General features: G+C 44.6%; 20 protein-coding genes. 11 read left to right on the top strand and 9 right to left on the bottom strand.

Going from position 1 to position 18,162, the window contains the following annotated elements:
• Positions 1-169: 169 nt before the first annotated feature.
• The 3 genes from JX580_RS05425 to JX580_RS05415 all read right to left on the bottom strand — a co-directional run bounded on the left by JX580_RS05425 (position 170) and on the right by JX580_RS05415 (position 2,625).
• Positions 170-592 (bottom strand): type II toxin-antitoxin system VapC family toxin, encoded by a 423-nt coding sequence (locus JX580_RS05425; RefSeq protein ID WP_248851780.1) that lies wholly within the window; start codon positions 590-592, stop codon positions 170-172.
• Positions 585-818 carry a type II toxin-antitoxin system VapB family antitoxin gene (vapB, locus tag JX580_RS05420; RefSeq protein WP_248851779.1) on the bottom strand — a complete coding sequence of 78 codons (234 nt, stop codon included), beginning with the start codon at positions 816-818 and terminating at the stop codon, positions 585-587. Before vapB ends, JX580_RS05425 begins: the two co-directional genes overlap by 8 nt.
• A gap of 118 nt (positions 819-936) precedes the next feature.
• Entirely contained in the window at positions 937-2,625 is a 1,689-nt protein-coding gene (locus JX580_RS05415; RefSeq protein WP_248851778.1) for a sigma-54 interaction domain-containing protein, read from the bottom strand.
• 48 nt (positions 2,626-2,673) lie between these two features.
• Here JX580_RS05415 and JX580_RS05410 point away from each other — a divergent pair, with 48 nt between their 5' ends.
• The gene (locus JX580_RS05410; RefSeq protein ID WP_248851777.1) at positions 2,674-2,883 is read left to right on the top strand and encodes a Rho-binding antiterminator; all 210 of its coding nucleotides are present in this window, start codon (positions 2,674-2,676) and stop codon (positions 2,881-2,883) included.
• 67 nt (positions 2,884-2,950) lie between these two features.
• On the opposite strand, the gene JX580_RS05405 is transcribed toward JX580_RS05410, so the two are convergent.
• Genes JX580_RS05405 through JX580_RS05395 form a run of 3 tightly spaced genes read right to left on the bottom strand, consistent with a single transcriptional unit; the run spans position 2,951 to position 5,837 of the window.
• Complete coding sequence (locus JX580_RS05405; RefSeq protein WP_248851776.1) at positions 2,951-3,784, bottom strand: ABC transporter permease; 834 nt, start codon at positions 3,782-3,784, stop codon at positions 2,951-2,953.
• On the bottom strand, positions 3,781-5,025 hold the full coding sequence (locus tag JX580_RS05400) for an ABC transporter substrate-binding protein (protein ID WP_248851775.1): 1,245 nt from the start codon (positions 5,023-5,025) through the stop codon (positions 3,781-3,783). The genes JX580_RS05405 and JX580_RS05400 overlap by 4 nt, the downstream gene beginning before the upstream one ends.
• A gap of 26 nt (positions 5,026-5,051) precedes the next feature.
• Positions 5,052-5,837, bottom strand: a complete 786-nt coding sequence (locus JX580_RS05395; RefSeq protein ID WP_248851774.1) for an ABC transporter ATP-binding protein — start codon at positions 5,835-5,837, stop codon at positions 5,052-5,054.
• 303 nt (positions 5,838-6,140) lie between these two features.
• Here JX580_RS05395 and JX580_RS05390 point away from each other — a divergent pair, with 303 nt between their 5' ends.
• From JX580_RS05390 to arsC, 10 genes are all read left to right on the top strand, one after another.
• Positions 6,141-7,238 carry a mechanosensitive ion channel family protein gene (locus JX580_RS05390; protein ID WP_248851773.1) on the top strand — a complete coding sequence of 366 codons (1,098 nt, stop codon included), beginning with the start codon at positions 6,141-6,143 and terminating at the stop codon, positions 7,236-7,238.
• Positions 7,238-8,083 (top strand): DUF5718 family protein, encoded by an 846-nt coding sequence (locus JX580_RS05385; RefSeq protein ID WP_248851772.1) that lies wholly within the window; start codon positions 7,238-7,240, stop codon positions 8,081-8,083. The genes JX580_RS05390 and JX580_RS05385 overlap by 1 nt, the downstream gene beginning before the upstream one ends.
• A gap of 58 nt (positions 8,084-8,141) precedes the next feature.
• Positions 8,142-9,551, top strand: a complete 1,410-nt coding sequence (gltX, locus tag JX580_RS05380; RefSeq protein WP_248851771.1) for a glutamate--tRNA ligase — start codon at positions 8,142-8,144, stop codon at positions 9,549-9,551.
• Between the two features lie 78 nt (positions 9,552-9,629).
• Positions 9,630-10,841, top strand: a complete 1,212-nt coding sequence (locus JX580_RS05375; RefSeq protein ID WP_248851770.1) for a methyl-accepting chemotaxis protein — start codon at positions 9,630-9,632, stop codon at positions 10,839-10,841.
• Between the two features lie 56 nt (positions 10,842-10,897).
• Positions 10,898-12,010 carry a dTDP-glucose 4,6-dehydratase gene (gene rfbB / locus JX580_RS05370; RefSeq protein WP_248851769.1) on the top strand — a complete coding sequence of 371 codons (1,113 nt, stop codon included), beginning with the start codon at positions 10,898-10,900 and terminating at the stop codon, positions 12,008-12,010.
• Positions 12,007-12,471: a YaiI/YqxD family protein gene (locus JX580_RS05365; RefSeq protein WP_248851768.1), complete on the top strand. Its 465-nt coding sequence runs from the start codon at positions 12,007-12,009 to the stop codon at positions 12,469-12,471. The genes rfbB and JX580_RS05365 overlap by 4 nt, the downstream gene beginning before the upstream one ends.
• Before the next feature lie 100 nt (positions 12,472-12,571).
• A complete protein-coding gene (gene dusA, locus JX580_RS05360; RefSeq protein ID WP_283103608.1) occupies positions 12,572-13,660 on the top strand; it encodes a tRNA dihydrouridine(20/20a) synthase DusA in 1,089 nt (362 codons plus the stop codon).
• A complete protein-coding gene (gene xseA, locus JX580_RS05355) occupies positions 13,623-15,236 on the top strand; it encodes an exodeoxyribonuclease VII large subunit (RefSeq protein WP_248851767.1) in 1,614 nt (537 codons plus the stop codon). The genes dusA and xseA overlap by 38 nt, the downstream gene beginning before the upstream one ends.
• Positions 15,233-15,454 (top strand): exodeoxyribonuclease VII small subunit, encoded by a 222-nt coding sequence (gene xseB, locus JX580_RS05350; protein WP_248851766.1) that lies wholly within the window; start codon positions 15,233-15,235, stop codon positions 15,452-15,454. The genes xseA and xseB overlap by 4 nt, the downstream gene beginning before the upstream one ends.
• 10 nt (positions 15,455-15,464) lie before the next feature.
• Entirely contained in the window at positions 15,465-15,821 is a 357-nt protein-coding gene (arsC, locus tag JX580_RS05345; protein WP_248851765.1) for an arsenate reductase (glutaredoxin), read from the top strand.
• A gap of 177 nt (positions 15,822-15,998) precedes the next feature.
• Here arsC and JX580_RS05340 read toward each other — a convergent pair whose 3' ends face one another.
• Genes JX580_RS05340 through JX580_RS05330 form a run of 3 tightly spaced genes read right to left on the bottom strand, consistent with a single transcriptional unit; the run spans position 15,999 to position 18,118 of the window.
• Positions 15,999-16,865, bottom strand: coding sequence for a M23 family metallopeptidase (locus JX580_RS05340; protein WP_248851764.1), 867 nt, complete (start codon positions 16,863-16,865; stop codon positions 15,999-16,001).
• Positions 16,858-17,325, bottom strand: a complete 468-nt coding sequence (gene rnhA, locus JX580_RS05335) for a ribonuclease HI (RefSeq protein ID WP_248851763.1) — start codon at positions 17,323-17,325, stop codon at positions 16,858-16,860. Before rnhA ends, JX580_RS05340 begins: the two co-directional genes overlap by 8 nt.
• 7 nt (positions 17,326-17,332) lie before the next feature.
• Positions 17,333-18,118 (bottom strand): class I SAM-dependent methyltransferase, encoded by a 786-nt coding sequence (locus JX580_RS05330; protein ID WP_248851762.1) that lies wholly within the window; start codon positions 18,116-18,118, stop codon positions 17,333-17,335.
• Positions 18,119-18,162 lie beyond the last annotated feature (44 nt).

Raw genomic sequence — 18,162 nt, 5'->3', positions numbered from 1 at the left:
ATCAAAGAAATTAGTGTGGCTAGATAAGTGCGTAATCTTTTTCAATAGAAAAAGGCTGTTTGTCTCGCTGGAAATTGTTGTTGCGATTGCGTGTTTTGTTTAGGTTTATGAGGTTTCGCTGAGTGGTTAACGTCACCACCAGGCCTGGTGGTGACGGTGTTTGTTATAGTTAATGAACCCAATCTTCAAACGTTAAGCCATCCACTCTGGCAAATTCTTGAACATTATTGGTGACTAGAATACAACCCGACGAGATGGCATGGCCTGTAATAGCAGTATCGTTGTTTCCAATCATCAGACCTTCAGCTATAAGCGTTTTTTGGATTAACACGGTGGTGTCAACCGCTTCTTTATCCCAAGCGAGTATGTCGTCAATACGTTTCAAAAATTCTGCAACGAGTAGGGCATGTTTGGGTGAGGCTTTTTTTCCAAGCAAACCATAATGCATTGCTTGATAGGTGATGGCAGAAATCACGATTCGATGTCCATTTGCCACTACAGTCTGCAGCTTTTCAAGAACACAAAGCGGCTGTTCTCTCATAATGAATGAGCAGATACAGGTATCTAGCATATAGTCGATTTTTTTAGTCAAAATTAAAACGTCCTTCATCAGCGACCACATCTTGGCGTTGTAACATAAAGTCATCATCCGCTTTTTCAACGTCAGAAAACGACAGCCAGTTTGGGCGTATAGGGCGTAATATGATTTCATCGCCATTTTTGATGATTTCAAGTTGACTAATGCCTTGATATTCCATGTCTTTGGGAAGTCTTATCGCCTGATTGTTGGCATTTTTAAATATTGAAACGGTTCTCATAGTGACCTTCTCGCATTCACTATCTTGTTGAAGATATTAGTGAATTCGGTTGGCATATGTCAAGCATATGTTATTTTGATTTATAGTAACCCAACCACCAGGCCTAGCGGTGACGGTTTTATAACCCCAGTTTTTCAATTCGGTAGTTGAGTTGGCGGGGTGTCATATTGAGCATTTTGGCGGCGCGGGTTTTATTGCCTCGACAGTATTTTAGCGCGGCGCGGATATTGTCTTTTTCGTCTTTGCTGACTTTCCAGTAGTTGCGTTTGTCATCGGGTTCCGGCCAGGATTCTGCTCGGTGTTCTGTTGAGGCGGATGTTTCATATGGAGAAGGCGGCGCTGACATCGGTGTGATCGTTGCGCTACTGTCCGGTCGATTGAATGCAGGCACAACAGTTGGCGCGGCATTGTGGGTAATGGCGCGTTCGTCTTCGAGAATTTGTTTAACCGTGTTGGCGCTGATGGTGCGATCTTCATCGGCCATTAATACACAGCGTTTGATGACGTTTTCGAGTTGGCGAATATTGCCCGGCCAGTCGTATTGTTCGAAAAACTCCAGCGCATCGCGCGCAAATACGACATTGGTGGCGTAATCTTGATTGGCTTGGTCGAGAAAGTGGCGCGCCAAAATGCGGATATCGCCATAACGTTCGCGCAGGGGCGGCAGTTCAATTGGGAATACGTTTAAGCGATAAAACAAGTCGAGACGAAACAGACCTTCGTTGACCGCATAATGCAGGTCTTTGTGTGAGGCGACGATAATACGCACGTCGAGTTGAATGTCTTTTACGCCTCCAATGCGAGTAATGGTTTTTTCTTCTAATACGCGAAGTAATTTGGCTTGTAGGGCGAGATCTAAATCCGCGATTTCATCGAGGAATAATGTGCCTTTTTGCGCGAGTTCAAACTTGCCTTTCTTTTGTTGATTCGCACCGGTAAAACTGCCTTTTTCATAACCAAACAATTCTGCTTCAAGCAGGTCTTTCGGAATTGCGGCGCAGTTGATGGCAATAAAGGGGCCATCTTTGCGATTGCTGGCACGGTGTACCATGCGCGAGAATTTTTCCTTACCTGTTCCGGATTCACCTTTTAGCATTACCGTTACAGGCGCAGCTGCAGCCCGTACTGCTTTGTCTAGCGCCTGAATTAAACTGCCGCTTTCACCAATAATGCCATATTGACTGCCTTGCCCAAGGGCGACGTAACGCAATTGTTCGTTTTCTTGTTTTAAGCTGCGGGTTTGGTTTTCGATCAGTTGATGTACCGCTAGAATTTCGCTGATAAAGGTGGCGATAATTTTTAAAAATTTTAAATCGCGGTCAAACGAACGCTGGCGATTTTTTAGGCGGTTAAAGGTAAGTACACCGATGCGTTTATTTTTGCGCAAAATGGGGAGCGCTAAAAACGACACAGGCTCCTGTGGCAGTGTTTGGCGGTCTACGGTGCGAAATAAATAATCGCTTTCGACATCAATATCGGGAATCACCGCGGGTTGCCCGCTGTGCATGACTTTTCCGGTTATGCCTTCACACGGTGCGAAACGACTGCGTTGGATTTCTTCTAGCATCAGGCCGTAGCCATAAGCCGTGTAGAGGTAATCGGAATCGTCTTCTTTTAGTAATACGCGACCACGGTTTAATCCCATTAAACGTGAGCAAATACTGAGGATGTTGTGAATCGCAAACGAGGGGTCGTGCGCATATTCGATTTGCAAGGCGGCTTCTTGAATAACAACAAATTCAGAGCTGTTTGCGATGTCGCTATTTTCGTCTTGTTCGTGTATTTGTTTGCTGGATTGTTTTATCATGATAGCCAACCTTGTGCAGTGCGTTTGACGTTTAGGTAGGAGAATAGAATGACACAGATCAGTTGCGCATTATATGATAATTTAGAGTTGGCGATTATGCATAAACGCTCGGTTAGCATTGTGTTTAATGATGACAGGCCAGCGTTTGAAGGGCGATTGTTGGATTTGAAGGTGAAAGATTCAAGTGAATACGCGATCGCTGAAAGCGGAGAAGTTTTATTGCTTGAATCGGTAAAATCCATCACACTTGTTCCTTAGCAACGCAAAAATCGGCCAAATTAAGACCGACTTCGCATGGCATGTTTTGAGCTATTCTAAAAACCTGTTACTCCATTTTCCAACTGTACATCTTGATTAATCTTGCACCGATGCTATCTAACATATAGCCGATAATACCAATTACGATCACTATTGCTGCCAGTTTGTCGTAGTCCAAGGTATCGCGGGCATCGTTAATGGCATAACCCAAACCACTGGTGACACCTAAATATTCCGCCGGAACCAATACCACCCAAGCGACACCGACCGCTAAACGAATACCGGCAAACACGTCTTGGGCAATGGCGGGCATAATAACACGCATTAACATTTGCGAGCCATCAGCGCCTAGATTTGTCGCCACTTTAAACCAAAGTGGGTCAATCCGTTGTACACCATGTGCGGTGCCAAAAATAATCGGCCAAACCGCTGCAATCGTAATCAAAAAGATAATCGCATTATCCCAACTTGCAAACACCAGTACAGCAACTGGCATCCAAGCTAAAGGGCTAATCATTCTTAGAAATTGAAAGGGCATATTAGCGATCTGTCTTGCCATTGTGTAGTAACCAATCATCACACCAACAGGCACGCCAATTACAATCGCCCAAAACAAACCCACTAAAATGCGATACAAGCTTGACCAAATTGTTTGCCAAATGCTACCGGAGGCCACAAGATCATACAAGGCAGCAAAGGCTGAAGCTGGAGCAAAACCGGCAAATGCGGAAGTATCGGGATTGCGCTCAATCCACCAGCCACCCAGCCACCAAACGGCCAATAAAATCAGCATACCTACAGTGGCAAAGACCGTGCTTTGCACCCAGTTAGGTAGCTGCTTAAATTTTAGGCTGGTTTGGTGACTCATGCTCACCAGCCATGTTGAGGAAATACCACTCATAGTTTAAATACCTCTTCACGTGTTAATGGGTTTTCAGGGTTCACCCCTCTTACCCTTGACCACGCACCTTGAGCATCCATTGCATTTTTAACAAAGTCATAATTAACAAGATCCTGCGCAACAAATTTGCTGTCTAGGTTTGACAAGAAGGTTTTATCACCGCCAACCAAGGTGTCTTTAAGTTTGTCAATAATAAACTCTGTTGCGGAAGGATAAGGCCAAGGGTTAAAGTCGATTCGACTGACATCCCAGTCGGGGTGTTTAATCGCTTGAGGTTCGGCATAGTCGGCTTGGCTGTACGAAGTCATGGCCTGTAAAATCACATCTTCGCGCATAGGCAGGTATTTATTTTTACCATCTCTGGATAATAATTTGGCGACTTCTTCCTTGTTTTCTTGAGCATAAAGAGCGCCTTTGACCACCGCATTCATCACTTTTTGTGACCAAGCCTTTCGACGTTCGACATCTTCTTCGTGCATACACACCACGCAGCAAGGGTGGTTTTGCCATATATCACCCGTGAAACGAAGCATTTTCCCACCAGCTAACATTTCACCCGCTGCATTAAAAGGTTCTGCAACAATATAGGCATCAATTTTGCGAGCGGCTAAGGCGGGGGGCATGTCCGGTGGAGGCATAATTTGAAGGTTGACTTGGTTGGGTTTAAGGGCGGCATTTTGCGGTTGAATAACAGGCTCTAGCCCCGCGTCTCGTAATGCAATCTGCAGGACAACATTATGCATAGAATACCAATAGGGTACGGCAACTTGTTTACCACCTAAGTCACTAAACTGGCTTGCTTGGATGTGGCGACCCACAACTAATCCTGAACCATTGGTGTGTGCCCACCCTGTTATTTTGATTGGAAAGTTGTTGTTGTACCGCATCCAAACAGGAATTGGTTTGAGGAAGTGGACTAGATTAAAACGTTTAGCCGCAAAACTTTCAATTAATGGCGACCAGCCCCGTATTAAGGTTGGTTTTTCGACTTTTAGCCCTTCCTCTTCAAAAAAACCCATGCCGTGAGCGACAAGCAAGGAACTGGCATCCGTGATGGGGATGTAACCAATTTTAACGACTTCATCTTCGGGCATGTTACTCGCGAGTGCTGAAGCCGGTAGGGTCATGGCAGCGGTCAAGCCTCCTGCCGTAGCAAGGGAGTCTAAGATAAATTCACGGCGACCTTTTTGGGGGTTATAAATGTAGTCGGAACGGTTAGCAACATCACATAAATGGCACATGGTCAATCTCCTTTTAAGGTAGTAAATTAAGCGGTTAGACCCATTTGGGCTTGTTTAGCCAGGTCAAGTTTTTCGAATTCATTAAACAATCTGTCTCTGAGCTCAGAAAACTGCGAAGCACTTCGATCACGGGGGAAAGAAAGTGGAACGCTGAGTTCGCCAACAATTTCACCGGGGTTGTGGCTCATAATAATGACGCGATCTGCCATTGCGATGGCTTCTTCAATATCATGTGTGACCATAATCATCGTTATGTTTTGTTGATCACAGATGATTGATACTTCGTTTTGCAGGCTGGTTCTCGTAAAGGCGTCCAGCGCTGAAAAAGGTTCGTCAAGAAGGATGATGTCTGGATCAGTTGCCAGAGAGCGAGCCAGGGCAACACGCTGCTGCTGTCCGCCTGAAAGCTGTTGAACGTTTTTATCCTTGTGTTCAGTCAGTCCAACCATATCGAGTAGGTTTTCAACATCTTGATATTTTTGCTTGTAGGTGCCTGCAAACACTAAACCTAGTGCGGCGTTTTCCCGCACACTCATCCAAGGGTAGAGTGAGGGTTTTTGAAACATCATATTCCATTTAGCACTGGGTTTAGTGACGGTATGACCGTTAATCCTTATGGCACCATCGGAAGGGATCAGCAGGCCTGCTATCATTTGAAGCAGGGTTGATTTTCCGCAGCCACTTCGGCCAATCAGTGCAATTTTTTCACCATTTTTAATATCTAGGTTGATGTTTTGTAGAGTTGGTTTGGTTTGTTTTTTAAACGTATGGGATAGTTCAGCTATCCAAACATTGCTTGAATTCGTTTTCACTTTTAATCGCCTATAAGTACATAAAAATTATTTATAGACATAGCGAGTTCAAATCCATTTACTTATTTATCTTTTAATATCAAGTGGATATGTGTATTTATGGTGAATAATAAGGGATGTTTTAAAAGAATTTTATACAAAAGCTAACAATCTTAAACATTTTGTTTATTTTTGTAATTATTTGTAACCTTTGTATTGGTAAAGGTTTTTTGTAAGAATCTGCGCGCACTACTGTAAAATAAGGCTCGTTTGACTGACAGTGGTTTGGATTGGGTCAATTAAGTCATATATTGAGGATAAGAAATGATCGAAAGTAATTTACAAAGTTTGGGGTTAACTCATCCTGTTTTTTTAGCACTGAGTTATTTAATCGTTGCAGTGATTGCCGCTTGGTTGGTGAATTCGCTGATTGTATTAGGCCCCAAGAATTGGGCAGGTAAGCGTAACCGTCAAGTATTGTGTTTTATGTTAAGCAATATTCGTTTGCCAATTATGGTTTCGGTTGTTTTTATTGCCATTTCAACCATCTTAACGCTACAGTTTGATTTGCCGGATCATTTTCTGCTTTATGCAAATCGTACACTAACCACGATCAATATATTGATCTGGGGCCAGTTTTTCTATCGAGCCTCTCAGTTTGCGTTGAAATATCAAAGCAGTTTGCAGGAAGACGGCTCGTTTATAAAACCCCAAACTTTACCTTTGCTCGATAACCTATCTGCGGTGCTGATTGTTTTACTGATTGTTTATCTGTTGTTTTTGACCTGGAACATTAACATGACCGCCTGGTTAGCCTCTGCCGGGGTAATTGGTATTGCGGTTGGTTTTGCAGCACGTGATACCATTGCGAATATCTTATCCGGTGTTTTTATTATGGCGGATTCGCCCTATAAAATAGGCGACTATATTATTATCGATGGCGCTGATCGCGGCAAGGTGACCCAAATAGGCTTGCGTTCGACGCGAATTTTAACTCGCGATGATGTCGAAATAAACATTCCGAATTCAGTGCTTGCAAATGGTAAGGTCGTTAACCAGTCATCTGGGCGGTTTGTAAGCATGCGTATGCGCGCTAATGTCAGTGTTTCTTATGAGTCTAACATTGATCTGGTGCGAGAGATTTTATTAGATATTGCGTCTAAAGAACCTATGGTGCTTAAAGATCCTTTGCCACAAGTGCGCTTTTTAGGTTTTGGTGCTTCAGGTCTAGATTTTTCGCTAAGGGTATGGATTTCTGATCCGGAAATTCGTACCCGTGTATTGGATGCAATTAACGTGCAGATCTTTAAACGCTTTGCGGAGGCGAATATTGAAATTCCTTATAGCAAACATGATTTGTATATTAAATCCATGCCGGAAGGCCTAAACATCACCAGGCCTGGTGAAAAAGAGGGGGCTTAATGAAGCTTTCGACTGAAACATTAAAAACAATACCGGTGTTTGGTATCGCCGGCAATTTTGCCGAACATCTGGCGCAAGCCGGAGAAGCATCGGATTTTGTCGGTGTTAAAACTGAATGTGAAGAGGCGCCAAAAGGGCTGTTTCCGGTTTATATTCCTGGTATGTCGAATTTTTTGGGGGTATTTCCGCTGTCATCGTCCGAAATTAAAGCAGACTTTTCACAAAATCCTCGTTTGCAAATAGAGCCGGAGTTGGCACTTTTGTTTGATGTTGACTACACACAGAATCGGCAGATTGAAAAGCTGAGGCCAAGCGCTTTTGCCGCATTTAATGATTGCTCTAACCGGATTCAGGCAACGAAGATAAGTATCAAAAAAAATTGGGGATCGGCTTCTACCGGTTTGGCTGAACATTGGATCGAGCTTGATCAGTTTTCTAAAGGTGGATTACTCGATCAATTCCATATAGCCTGTTATCTTAAACGTGATGAGCAGGTTTATGCTTATGGCATCGACAGTCCAGTGGCCGGCTATAGTTATTGCCATCAGCAACTTGTTGATTGGATGGTGCAGCAATTCAATCATCAACCCGATGTGGGGCCGCTTGAATCATTGATGCCCATGCTGACCATCGCCGACTATCCGGGCAAAATAATTGTTTCACTCGGCGCAACGCGCTATAGCGCTTTGGGTGAAACCACCTATCTACAGCCTGGTGATCAGCTAGGGGTGTTTGTTTATGCGCCTGAAAAGCTTGGGGTTGAACAGCTTGTGCAAGCTATGAAAACGGATACGCCCTTAGATCAAGCATTTTGCAGTAGCTTAATCCAAACTGTTCAGCCTTAAGCGGCTCGGGTTGTTGTATAATTTCGCTTTCATTTTTGATTTATTTTAGGAGTCTGTTGTGATTCGTACTCGATTTGCCCCAAGCCCAACTGGTTATTTACATATTGGTGGTGTTCGTACCGCTTTGTTTTCTTGGCTTTATGCTCGCAAAATGGGTGGGGAGTTTATTTTACGAATCGAAGATACAGACCTAGAACGTTCAACACAGGAATCGGTCAATGCAATTTTAGAGGGCATGACCTGGCTTGGTTTAGATTATGACCAGGGACCTTTTTATCAAACGCATCATTTTGATCGCTATAAAGCGGTTATTCAGCAACTTTTAGATCAAGGGGATGCTTATTACTGCTATGCTTCACCTGAAGAACTCGATGAGATGCGTGAGCAACAGCGTGAACGAGGCGAAAAGCCGAGATATGATGGTCGTTATCGAGATTTTACCGGTACGCCACCACAGGGCGTAAAACCGGTCATTCGCTTTAAAAACCCACTGGATGGTGAAGTGGTGATTGAGGATATGGTTAAGGGCAGTGTTACGATTAAAAACACTGAGATCGATGATCTGGTGATTGCGCGTTCAGATGGCACGCCTACTTATAACTTGTCCGTTGTAGTGGATGACTGGGATATGGGCATTACACATGTGATTCGTGGTGATGACCATCTTAATAACACTCCACGTCAAATCAATATCTTAAAGGCACTAGGGGCACCGATTCCTAAGTACGCGCATATCCCAATGGTGCTGGGCGCAGATGGGGCGCGTTTATCTAAGCGACATGGTGCAGTTAGTGTTCTGCAGTACAAAGAGGAAGGCTATCTGCCTGAAGCTTTGCTAAACTATTTAGTGCGTTTGGGTTGGTCTCATGGTGATCAAGAAATCTTTAGCATTGATGAAATGGTGAACGCGTTTGACTTAGATTCGGTGAATGCAGCACCTTCCACGTTTAACGATGAGAAATGCATTTGGGTTAACCAGCAACACATCCAAAATGCTTCTGCTGAACATTTAGCCCGTCATCTTTCACACTTTATGGCGGAACGAGGCTGTGATCTCACCCAGGGTCCGGCTCTGGATCAGGTTGCAGATCTCTTACGTGAACGCGCCAAGACACTAATCGAAATGGCCGACAGCGCGCTTTATTTCTATCAAGACTTCGAGCAATTTGATGCCGATGCGGCTAAAAAACACCTTCGCCCAGTTGCCGCTGAGCCTTTGAGTCGTGTTATGCAGAAAATGATGGTGCTTGAAAGCTGGACAACAGAAACCATTCATCAGGCTATCCAAGATGCCGCGACTGAATTGGATATTGGCATGGGTAAAGTGGGTATGCCGTTGCGTGTTGCGATTACCGGTGCGGGTCAGTCACCATCAATTGATGCGACCGCAGCGTTGATTGGCAAAGAACGTTGTTTAATGCGGTTACAAATGGCATTGGATTTTATTGCAGCTCGCGCTGAAGGCTAAGGTTTTGGTTAGCTATGGCGCGCTGTTTGCTTGTTGTTTTGATAGATTCTTACTAACGCGCTAAGTGAGGCTAAGCCGATGAGTGCCATCAACATGAACTTTAAACAGCCCAGCATACTTCGAAATATGCTATTGGCCTTTCTGGGGTTTGGCCTTTTTATGGGGCTGGTTTTTCCGTTGTTTGCTCACTTCTTTGTCGAATGGAAGCCAGGGATGTTTTTCTGGTTTGCCTTGTCTTGTGTGATTGCCGGCATCAGTATTGGTCTGTTTAACTTTTGGTTGTTAAACAGAATGTTATTAAGACGATTTGAGCGTATTGGCGTGGTTGCCAAGGCCATTAGTCACAATGATATCAGTGCGAAGTGTTCGTTGCAAAGCCATGATTTTGTTGGTGAAATGTCGGCTAGCTTTAATACTATGACCGCGAATTTGCGCTCGATGGTACAGCAAATTTCTGAAGTGTCTGATCAAATGCACCATGCGTCGGGCGTGATGGTGGATGAAGCTAATAAAACTCAGCAGGGTGTTGATTTACAAAAAAATGATACTCAAAAAATGGTACAGGCCGTCAACCTAATGCGACAGTCGCTTGCTAAGGTTTCTGAGCAGGCACAGGATGCCTTAGCCGCAGTCAAAACCACTGATCAGGAGGCACGAAAGGGGTTTGAGCGCGTTGAAGATTCGGTGATGATTATCGAGCAGTTGGCATTACAAGTTGAAGCTGCTTCAGAAGTTATTAAACAGTTGGATCAAGATGCGGCTAATATTGCTAAGGTAATTGGCGTTATTAAAAGTATCGCGGAGCAGACCAATCTACTTGCATTAAATGCCGCAATTGAAGCGGCGCGAGCAGGTGAAAATGGCCGTGGTTTTGCGGTGGTGGCTGATGAAGTCAGGGTATTAGCCAGTCGAACACAAGAGTCCACACGTGAGATAGAGTCAAGTATTGCGCACCTTATTGATGTATCTAAAAAGGCGGTGCAAGTCATGGATGAAGGCCGTGAACAGGCTCGCAGCAGTGTTGTACATGCTCACCAAGCAGGCGAAACACTTAGTTTTATTCAACAGTCTGTCGCTACGATTTATCAAAAAAACTCTAACATCGTTGAATCGACTCTTCAACAGAGCCAGCAAGCGGATTTGGTGGAGAAAAATCTTCAACGCGTTAGTCAAACCTCTGATCAGGTTGACCAGGGCACGCATAACACCCTCGCTGCCAGCAATAAAGTAGGGCGTTTATCGGATCATTTAAGCCAGCTTGTAGGGATGTTTAAACTGCATAGCAAATAGTTTTTAGTTTAAAAAATCGTTTCATCATTACAAAGCATTAAAGAAAGTTCAATTTTATGAAAATCCTCGTTACCGGTGGTGCCGGTTTTATAGGTTCAGCCCTAGTTCGTCATATTATTCAAGATACTCCTTATCAGGTGGTCAATTTAGATAAGCTCACTTATGCTGGCAATTTATTATCGGTTGCTTCGGTAAGCGATAATTCACGTTATGCTTTTGAGCAGGTTGATATTTGTGATGCTGAAGCGGTCAAGCGTGTTTTTAGTCAGCATCAACCGGATATTGTGATGCATTTGGCCGCTGAGTCGCATGTTGATCGTTCAATTACCGGCCCTGCAGATTTTATCCAAACCAATATTGTCGGCACTTACACCTTGTTAGAGCAGGCTAGGATTTATTGGTTAAAACTGCGTGATGAAAAAAAACGCCAATTCCGTTTTCATCATATTTCTACTGACGAAGTTTATGGTGATTTGCCGCATCCGGATGACATTCAACCTTCTAGCGGAACAGGGCTATCAGACTTGAGTCTACCGCTTTTTACAGAACAAACGGCTTATGCTCCCAGTTCGCCTTATTCGGCAAGTAAAGCCGCGTCTGATCATCTAGTTCGCGCGTGGTTGCGCACCTACGAACTGCCGACCTTGGTAACCAATTGCTCAAACAATTATGGTCCTTATCATTATCCGGAAAAATTAATCCCCTTAACGATCTTAAATGCGCTTAAAGGGGAAGTATTGCCGGTATACGGGCGCGGTCAGCAAATACGCGATTGGCTTTATGTCGAAGACCATGTTCGCGCCTTACTACTGGTAGCGACCCAAGGCAAACTGGGCGAAACCTATAATATTGGCGGTCACAATGAAAAACGCAATATTGACGTAGTTAAAACGATTTGTCAGATCTTAGAAAAGCTTGCGCCTTCTGAATCAAACCCTAATATTGACACCTATTCTTGTGAGCCGGGTAATGCCAGTTGTTATAGTGAATTGATTAAATTTGTTGCTGATCGACCGGGTCACGATCGACGTTACGCGATTGATGCCAGCAAAATTGAACGTGAACTGGGTTGGATTCCACAAGAAACCTTTGAGTCTGGCTTAGAAAAAACCGTGCAATGGTATTTAGATAACCAGGCCTGGTGCCAAGCCATACAGGCACAAGCATGAAAATTTGGGTGGATGCGGATGCCTGTCCGGTAGTCATCAAAGAAATTTTATTTAAAGCCGCGATTCGTACATCAACCGAAACCATTTTGGTTGCCAACCATACGATGCAGATTCCTGTTAATCCGCTGATTAAGTTTATGCAAGTTCCGGGTGGTTTTGATGTTGCCGACAATAAGATTATGCAACAGCTGAATGCTGAGGACTTGGTTATTACGCAAGACATTCCGCTTGCTGCCGAGGTGGTAGCAGCCGGTGCTTTGGCTATTAACCCTCGCGGGGAACTCTACACAGAAAGTAATATCAAAGCCCGTTTAACGATGCGTGACTTTATGGAAAGCCTGCGCTCCAGCGGTATTCAAACCGGTGGCCCAGCGGCATTTAATCAGGCGGATCGTCAAGCCTTCGCTAATCAACTTGACCGGATTCTTACCCAACGGAAAAAACATCCTCAAAAGACTTGAGAAGGGCTTTCACTCATCCATCCACTGGCTATAAGTCTATTAAATCAAGGAATGAACTTGTATAATCCCAGCATTTAGATTGTTAGTAATGGAATAGGGCGTGAGCGAATCGCTAACTGAGACAAGATTCATTAAAAAAGGCTTAACCAGTGCCAGCGGCTTTGCCGTTGCGCCCATGCTGGATTGGACTGATCGCCACTGTCGCGTTTTTCATCGCTTAATGTCCAGCCAGGCCTGGTTGTATTCGGAAATGGTGACGACTGGAGCGATCATTTATGGCAATAATCTTCCCAGATTTTTGGGACATGATGCTTCGGATTCACCGGTCGTGTTGCAACTCGGAGGCAGTGATCCTAAGGATTTGGCGACCTGTGCCAGGCTAGGACAGGAATGGGGTTATAACGAAATTAATCTTAATGTTGGTTGCCCCAGTGACCGGGTTCAGAACAACCTGATTGGCGCATGCCTAATGGGCCATCCTCAGTTAGTCGCTGAAGCGGTAGCCGCAATGAAAGCCGTGGTGTCCATCCCCGTTACGGTGAAATGCCGAATAGGGATTGATGATCAAGAAGACCTGCAAACGCTGATCGATTTTGTGGGTGGACTGGCTGTGGCGGGGGTTGATGGCGTGATTATTCATGCGCGTAAAGCTTGGCTGCAAGGACTTTCTCCTAAAGAAAATCGAGATGTTCCACCATTGAATTATAACTGGGTTCATCAGGTAAAACTGGCATTTCCTGAACTTGAGATTAGCCTTAACGGGGGGCTTAAAACCTTAGAAGCAGGCCTGGTTCATTTTGATAATTATCAGGACTTGCCTCCGGTAAACGGCGTGATGCTAGGGCGCGCTATTTATGAACAGCCCTTTATGCTGACTGCTGTCGATTCGTTATATTATGGTGTTGAACATCCCGCGCCTACTCGGCATCAAGTCCTAACCCAGCTTTATCCCTATATTGAAGCGCATCTAAAGCAGGGTGGCCGAGTAAGCCATATCACCCGTCATATGATGGGTTTATTTCATGGTTGTGCCGGAGGCCGGTTATGGCGACGTTATTTATCAGAACACGCCTGCAAACCCGGAGCGGGGATTGAGGTGATTGAGCAGGCTTATCATTTAGTAGCGGCTGAAGTTCAACGCAAGGCAGACTATGAAGCGTCTAAAGAGGCAGGTCATGCTGTATCTTGAGGTGCCGTTTGCACAGAAGGAATTAGCCAAGCAGCAGGGCGCTCGCTGGGACCCGTTGAAAAAAAAGTGGTATTTGGCCGACCCTGAAAACCATGATTTAACCCTATTCGCAGCTTGGTTACCTCAAACAACGTCTAGCTTGCCACTTGAACAACCAGGCCTGCTGGATGCTCCCCTTGCCACCAAAGAAAGCTTGAGTTTAGCCGAATTGTTGCAGCAGGTGCAAGTCAAGTTGCAGGCGCAGTTCAGTCAAGCGATTTGGGTCAGAGCTGAAATCGCAAATTTGAGTGAACGTCGGGGTCATCTATATCTAGAGCTGAGTGAAAATAATGACCAAGGACAGACCTTAGCCAGTTGTCGTGCGATGATCTGGGCTTCCGCTGCAGAAAAAATGATGGCGCAATTTGAAAAAGCGACCGGCTCGACATTAAAAGAAGGCCAAAAAGTACTGGTTCAAGTGCAAGTGAATTTTCATGAAAAATTTGGCTTTTCGCTTGTTGTTCAAGATATCGACCCCAGTTTTACGCTCGGCGAAATTGAAGCCAACTTGATTGCGATGCGTCAAAAGCTGATGAAAGAAGGGCTGTATGAAGCCAATAAGCAGCAAATGCTAGCCGGTGATCTGTTTCGGATTGCGGTGATTTCACCGCCTCAAGCCGCCGGCCTCGGCGATTTTAGAGCCGAAGCGGATAAGTTACAACAGCTTGGATTATGCGAGTTTGTTTACCTTCATAGCGCGTTTCAAGGTGAGCAGGTGCTTGCAGAAATGCAGTCCGCTTTTATGGCGTTTGAAGCCTTTCAGCAAAAACAACCTTTCGATGCGTTAGTGATTATTCGCGGTGGTGGCGCAAAACTCGATTTAAATCCTTTAAATCACTATGAATTGGCAAAGGCAATTGCCTTAATGCCCATTCCGGTTTTAACTGGTATTGGTCATGAGCGCGATAACACGATTCTTGATGAGGTGGCGCACACAAGATTTGATACCCCTAGTAAAGTGATTCATGGTATCTGGCAACGCATCAGCCAACGAGCAAAAACCGCAATCGAACACTGGAGACAGATCGAAAGCGGGGCAGTTAAACGACTTCAAAAATCCGTATCGGAATTAAACCAGCTAAAACAGCAGCTTGAACACCATCAAGCCCGGTCTTTGCAGTATTGGCAGCATCAACTCGACCCACTTTTTGCTCGGATTCAAGCAAGAAGTCAACAACAGCTTGGACAAGGTCGAGTGGGCTTAGATTACCTTATTCAACAAATCTATCGACAGGCTTATCAGCCGATCGCTACCATTAACCTTGATTTAACGGCGCAGCATAAACAGGTTCGGCAACTAGCGCTGAAAGCCCTGAGTTTTTATCGGCAACAAAGCAAGCAAACCCTGGGCTATGTCTTAAGTTCGGGCCCCAAAACACAACTACAGCGCGGTTTTGCACTGGCAAAAACGCAAGACAACCAACCGATTTTATCGGTAAAACAAGCCGCCCAACTCAATCAATTCAAGCTTGAGTTTAAAGACGGTGAACTCAGCGTTCGCCCGATCAAACCTAACAACAACACGGAGTCAGTATGAGTAAAACAAACAAAGCAGAAAGCTTCAAAGAAAACTATGCACGACTACAACAGATAGCGAATCAACTGATGCAAACCGATGAGGTTGACATTGATCAGCTCGTGCCAATGGTCGATGAAGCAAGTCGTGCTTATCAGGCTTGCAAATCAAGACTGGATGCGGTCGAAGCGGCACTAAGCCAACGTTTAGAAAAAGAGGAAACCAACGAGCCAGTCTAAGGGAGAAATCATGTCAAAACAGGCTAAAATCTATCATAATCCACGCTGTTCTAAAAGCCGCAACGCATTGCAAATGCTTAATCAAAAAGGCTATCAGGTCAAAGAAGTGCGTTACCTAGAGAATCCACCCAGCGCCGAAGAGTTAGCTGAACTCTGTCAAAAGTTAGCATGCAAAGCAACGGATATCATTCGTAGCAATGAAGTTTTGTTTCAAGCCATGGGGTTGCAACTAGATGATCTCCGTGATGACCAGGCCTGGTTTGAACTTTTAAGTCAACATCCTAAACTGATACAACGTCCAATTGTTGTCATCGGCGAACAGGCAGTGATTGCCAGACCAACCGAGTGCTTGGAGACTCTAATGTAATCCGCTGATTTTAAGTAGGGGATGAATGGGCTGAATAGATTAGGTAAGATGATTTATCTAAAAATATCCAATTTAACATAATATACATTATGCGAAGTTAAATGGGCCATAAAAAAGCAGGATAGGTGGCGTTCACCAGGCCTGCTTGTTTGTTTAAAAATCAGTTAAAGCAATCGATTAATCTTCCCAGACCACTTGGTTATTCATAATTCGCGCACCACGCGCTAAAGTTCGATCTAAATTAAACATCAAAGCCGGATCTAATCGAACATCAAACCAACTCATACCCCAATGTAAATGTGGCCCGGTTGCACGACCTGTGGCACCCATGGTCGCTACCTGCTGCCCCTGTTTAACCTGATCACCTAGTTTTACTAAAATTTCCTCTAAATGCATAAAATCTGAGCGTAATCCATAACCGTGATCGATAAACAAGGTGTTACCACTTAACTCCATTGATTCTGCTAAAGTCACTTCACCATCAGCAGGTGCATAAATCGGTGTGCCGGTAGCTTCGGCAATATCAACCCCGAAATGGGGACGACGCGGATGGCCATTTAAAATTCGCTGGCTTCCATAAATACCAGTAATCCAACCTTCCGCCGGCCAAATAAAACCGCCTAAAAAATAAGGCGTTGCCAGCTCAATTTTTCTTGCTTCAACGGCTTTACGTCCATCTTCTCTAATCTTAGCCAAGGTCGCCTCGTCAGGGGTGACATGCTTTGCAGGCAGGCCATCGATGCGCTGCACAATATAATCGCGTTGCGCAATGGTTAAACGGTGCTCTGTTTTATCACCGTTTGGGCTGATCAAGGTCAGTGTTTTTTCAGGTTTAGCATCACGAGAAAAAGCAATTAAAGCCCTGCCTTCAGCATCCAGATTGAGTTTGCGTTGTTCAAAAACTAATTGGCTGCCTGGTTCAGCCAGCACTTGAACCCAATTCCCTTGAACCAAATCACCTTTTATTTCAATGGCTATGGCATTTGAAGAAGCCCAGATTGCTATTCCACCCACAAGGGCTTTTATCCATTGCCTATTAAACATGCTTTGTCCTTTTAGTTTTTGCTAATAATTCATCAATCGCCTCGTTAGCCAATTGATCCACCCTTTCATTTTCTGCATGACCGCTATGCCCCTTAACCCAGCACCACTCAACCTGATGCCCCGTCATCGCAGCCTCTAGACGCTGCCATAAATCCTGATTTTTAACCGGCTTGTTGTTCGCGGTTTTCCAGCCACGTTTCTTCCAGTTGGGTAGCCACTGGGTAATTCCATTTTTAACATACTGGGAATCGGTAGTGATAACAGCGTGACAAGGACGTTTAAGCGCCTCAAACGCGGAAATGGCCGCCATCAGCTCCATACGGTTATTCGTTGTGTCAGCTTCATACCCCTTGAATTCTTTTTCTACCCCTTTAAAGCGTAACAAAGCGCCCCAACCACCTGGTCCCGGATTGCCTTTACAGCCACCGTCGGTAAACATTTCTACTAAATTTTCCAACAAGATACCCTTATTTATTAATCTGTTTTTTAGATAAATGATGCTGATCACAAGATGTAGCCACACGCCCTTTATTGCCAATCGGCAGCCAATTGGCCAGCTTCCAATCAAGACCAACAGGCTTAGGCGTTATTTCACGTTTTTTAGCAACGATAATATAGACATTGCCAAAATGAATGCCTATTTTGTCCAACCAGCGTTCGAAGCGTTCTAAGTTATTCCAAAACCAAGTGTCAAGCCGCCCCTTTCGGTTAGTTAGACAAGATATAGGGCCATGTTTAGCCACTTTGATTTCATAACCCAACAGGTTAAGCCAATCAATAATACGATACATCTTAATCAAATGGGCTTTACGTAGATCTTTGCGTGCTGCACCTAAACGACTGCGTAAGACTGTGCAACCAAGAGGGTTAAACCCGGTAATCACCAAACTTCCCTCTGCTCTCAAAATGGCATCAACCTGACGCACCAAATGATAAGGGTCGGCTACTGACTCCAGAGTATGCGGCATAACGACCACATCCATGCTCTCAGCGCTAAAGGGAAGATAGTCCAGGTCAGCAATCACTAACTGTTCGGTGGTTGAAAGATATTCGTCATCGATAATAATCTTATCTTTGATACGGCTGGTGCTAAGGATATTGGATGTGGAAATTTTACCCACCTGCAAAAGATAGTATCCAAACAAGCGCGCAAGTTCTTTTTCGATTAATTCGCGTTCTTGTTTGAACAAAGCGGCTCCAACGCGTGAAGAAGACCATTCTCTTAAAAAAGCTTGAAATCGACGAGTTTGCACAAATGTCCTTAAAACACGAGGTGTTTCTTTGCTGATCTTTTAGG

The organism is Thiomicrospira microaerophila (assembly GCF_023278225.1).
GTDB classification, from domain to species: Bacteria; Pseudomonadota; Gammaproteobacteria; order Thiomicrospirales; family Thiomicrospiraceae; genus Thiomicrospira; species Thiomicrospira microaerophila_A.
The sequence above is the reverse complement of the archived record's forward strand: the minus strand, read 5'-3'. Positions and strand labels throughout refer to the sequence as shown.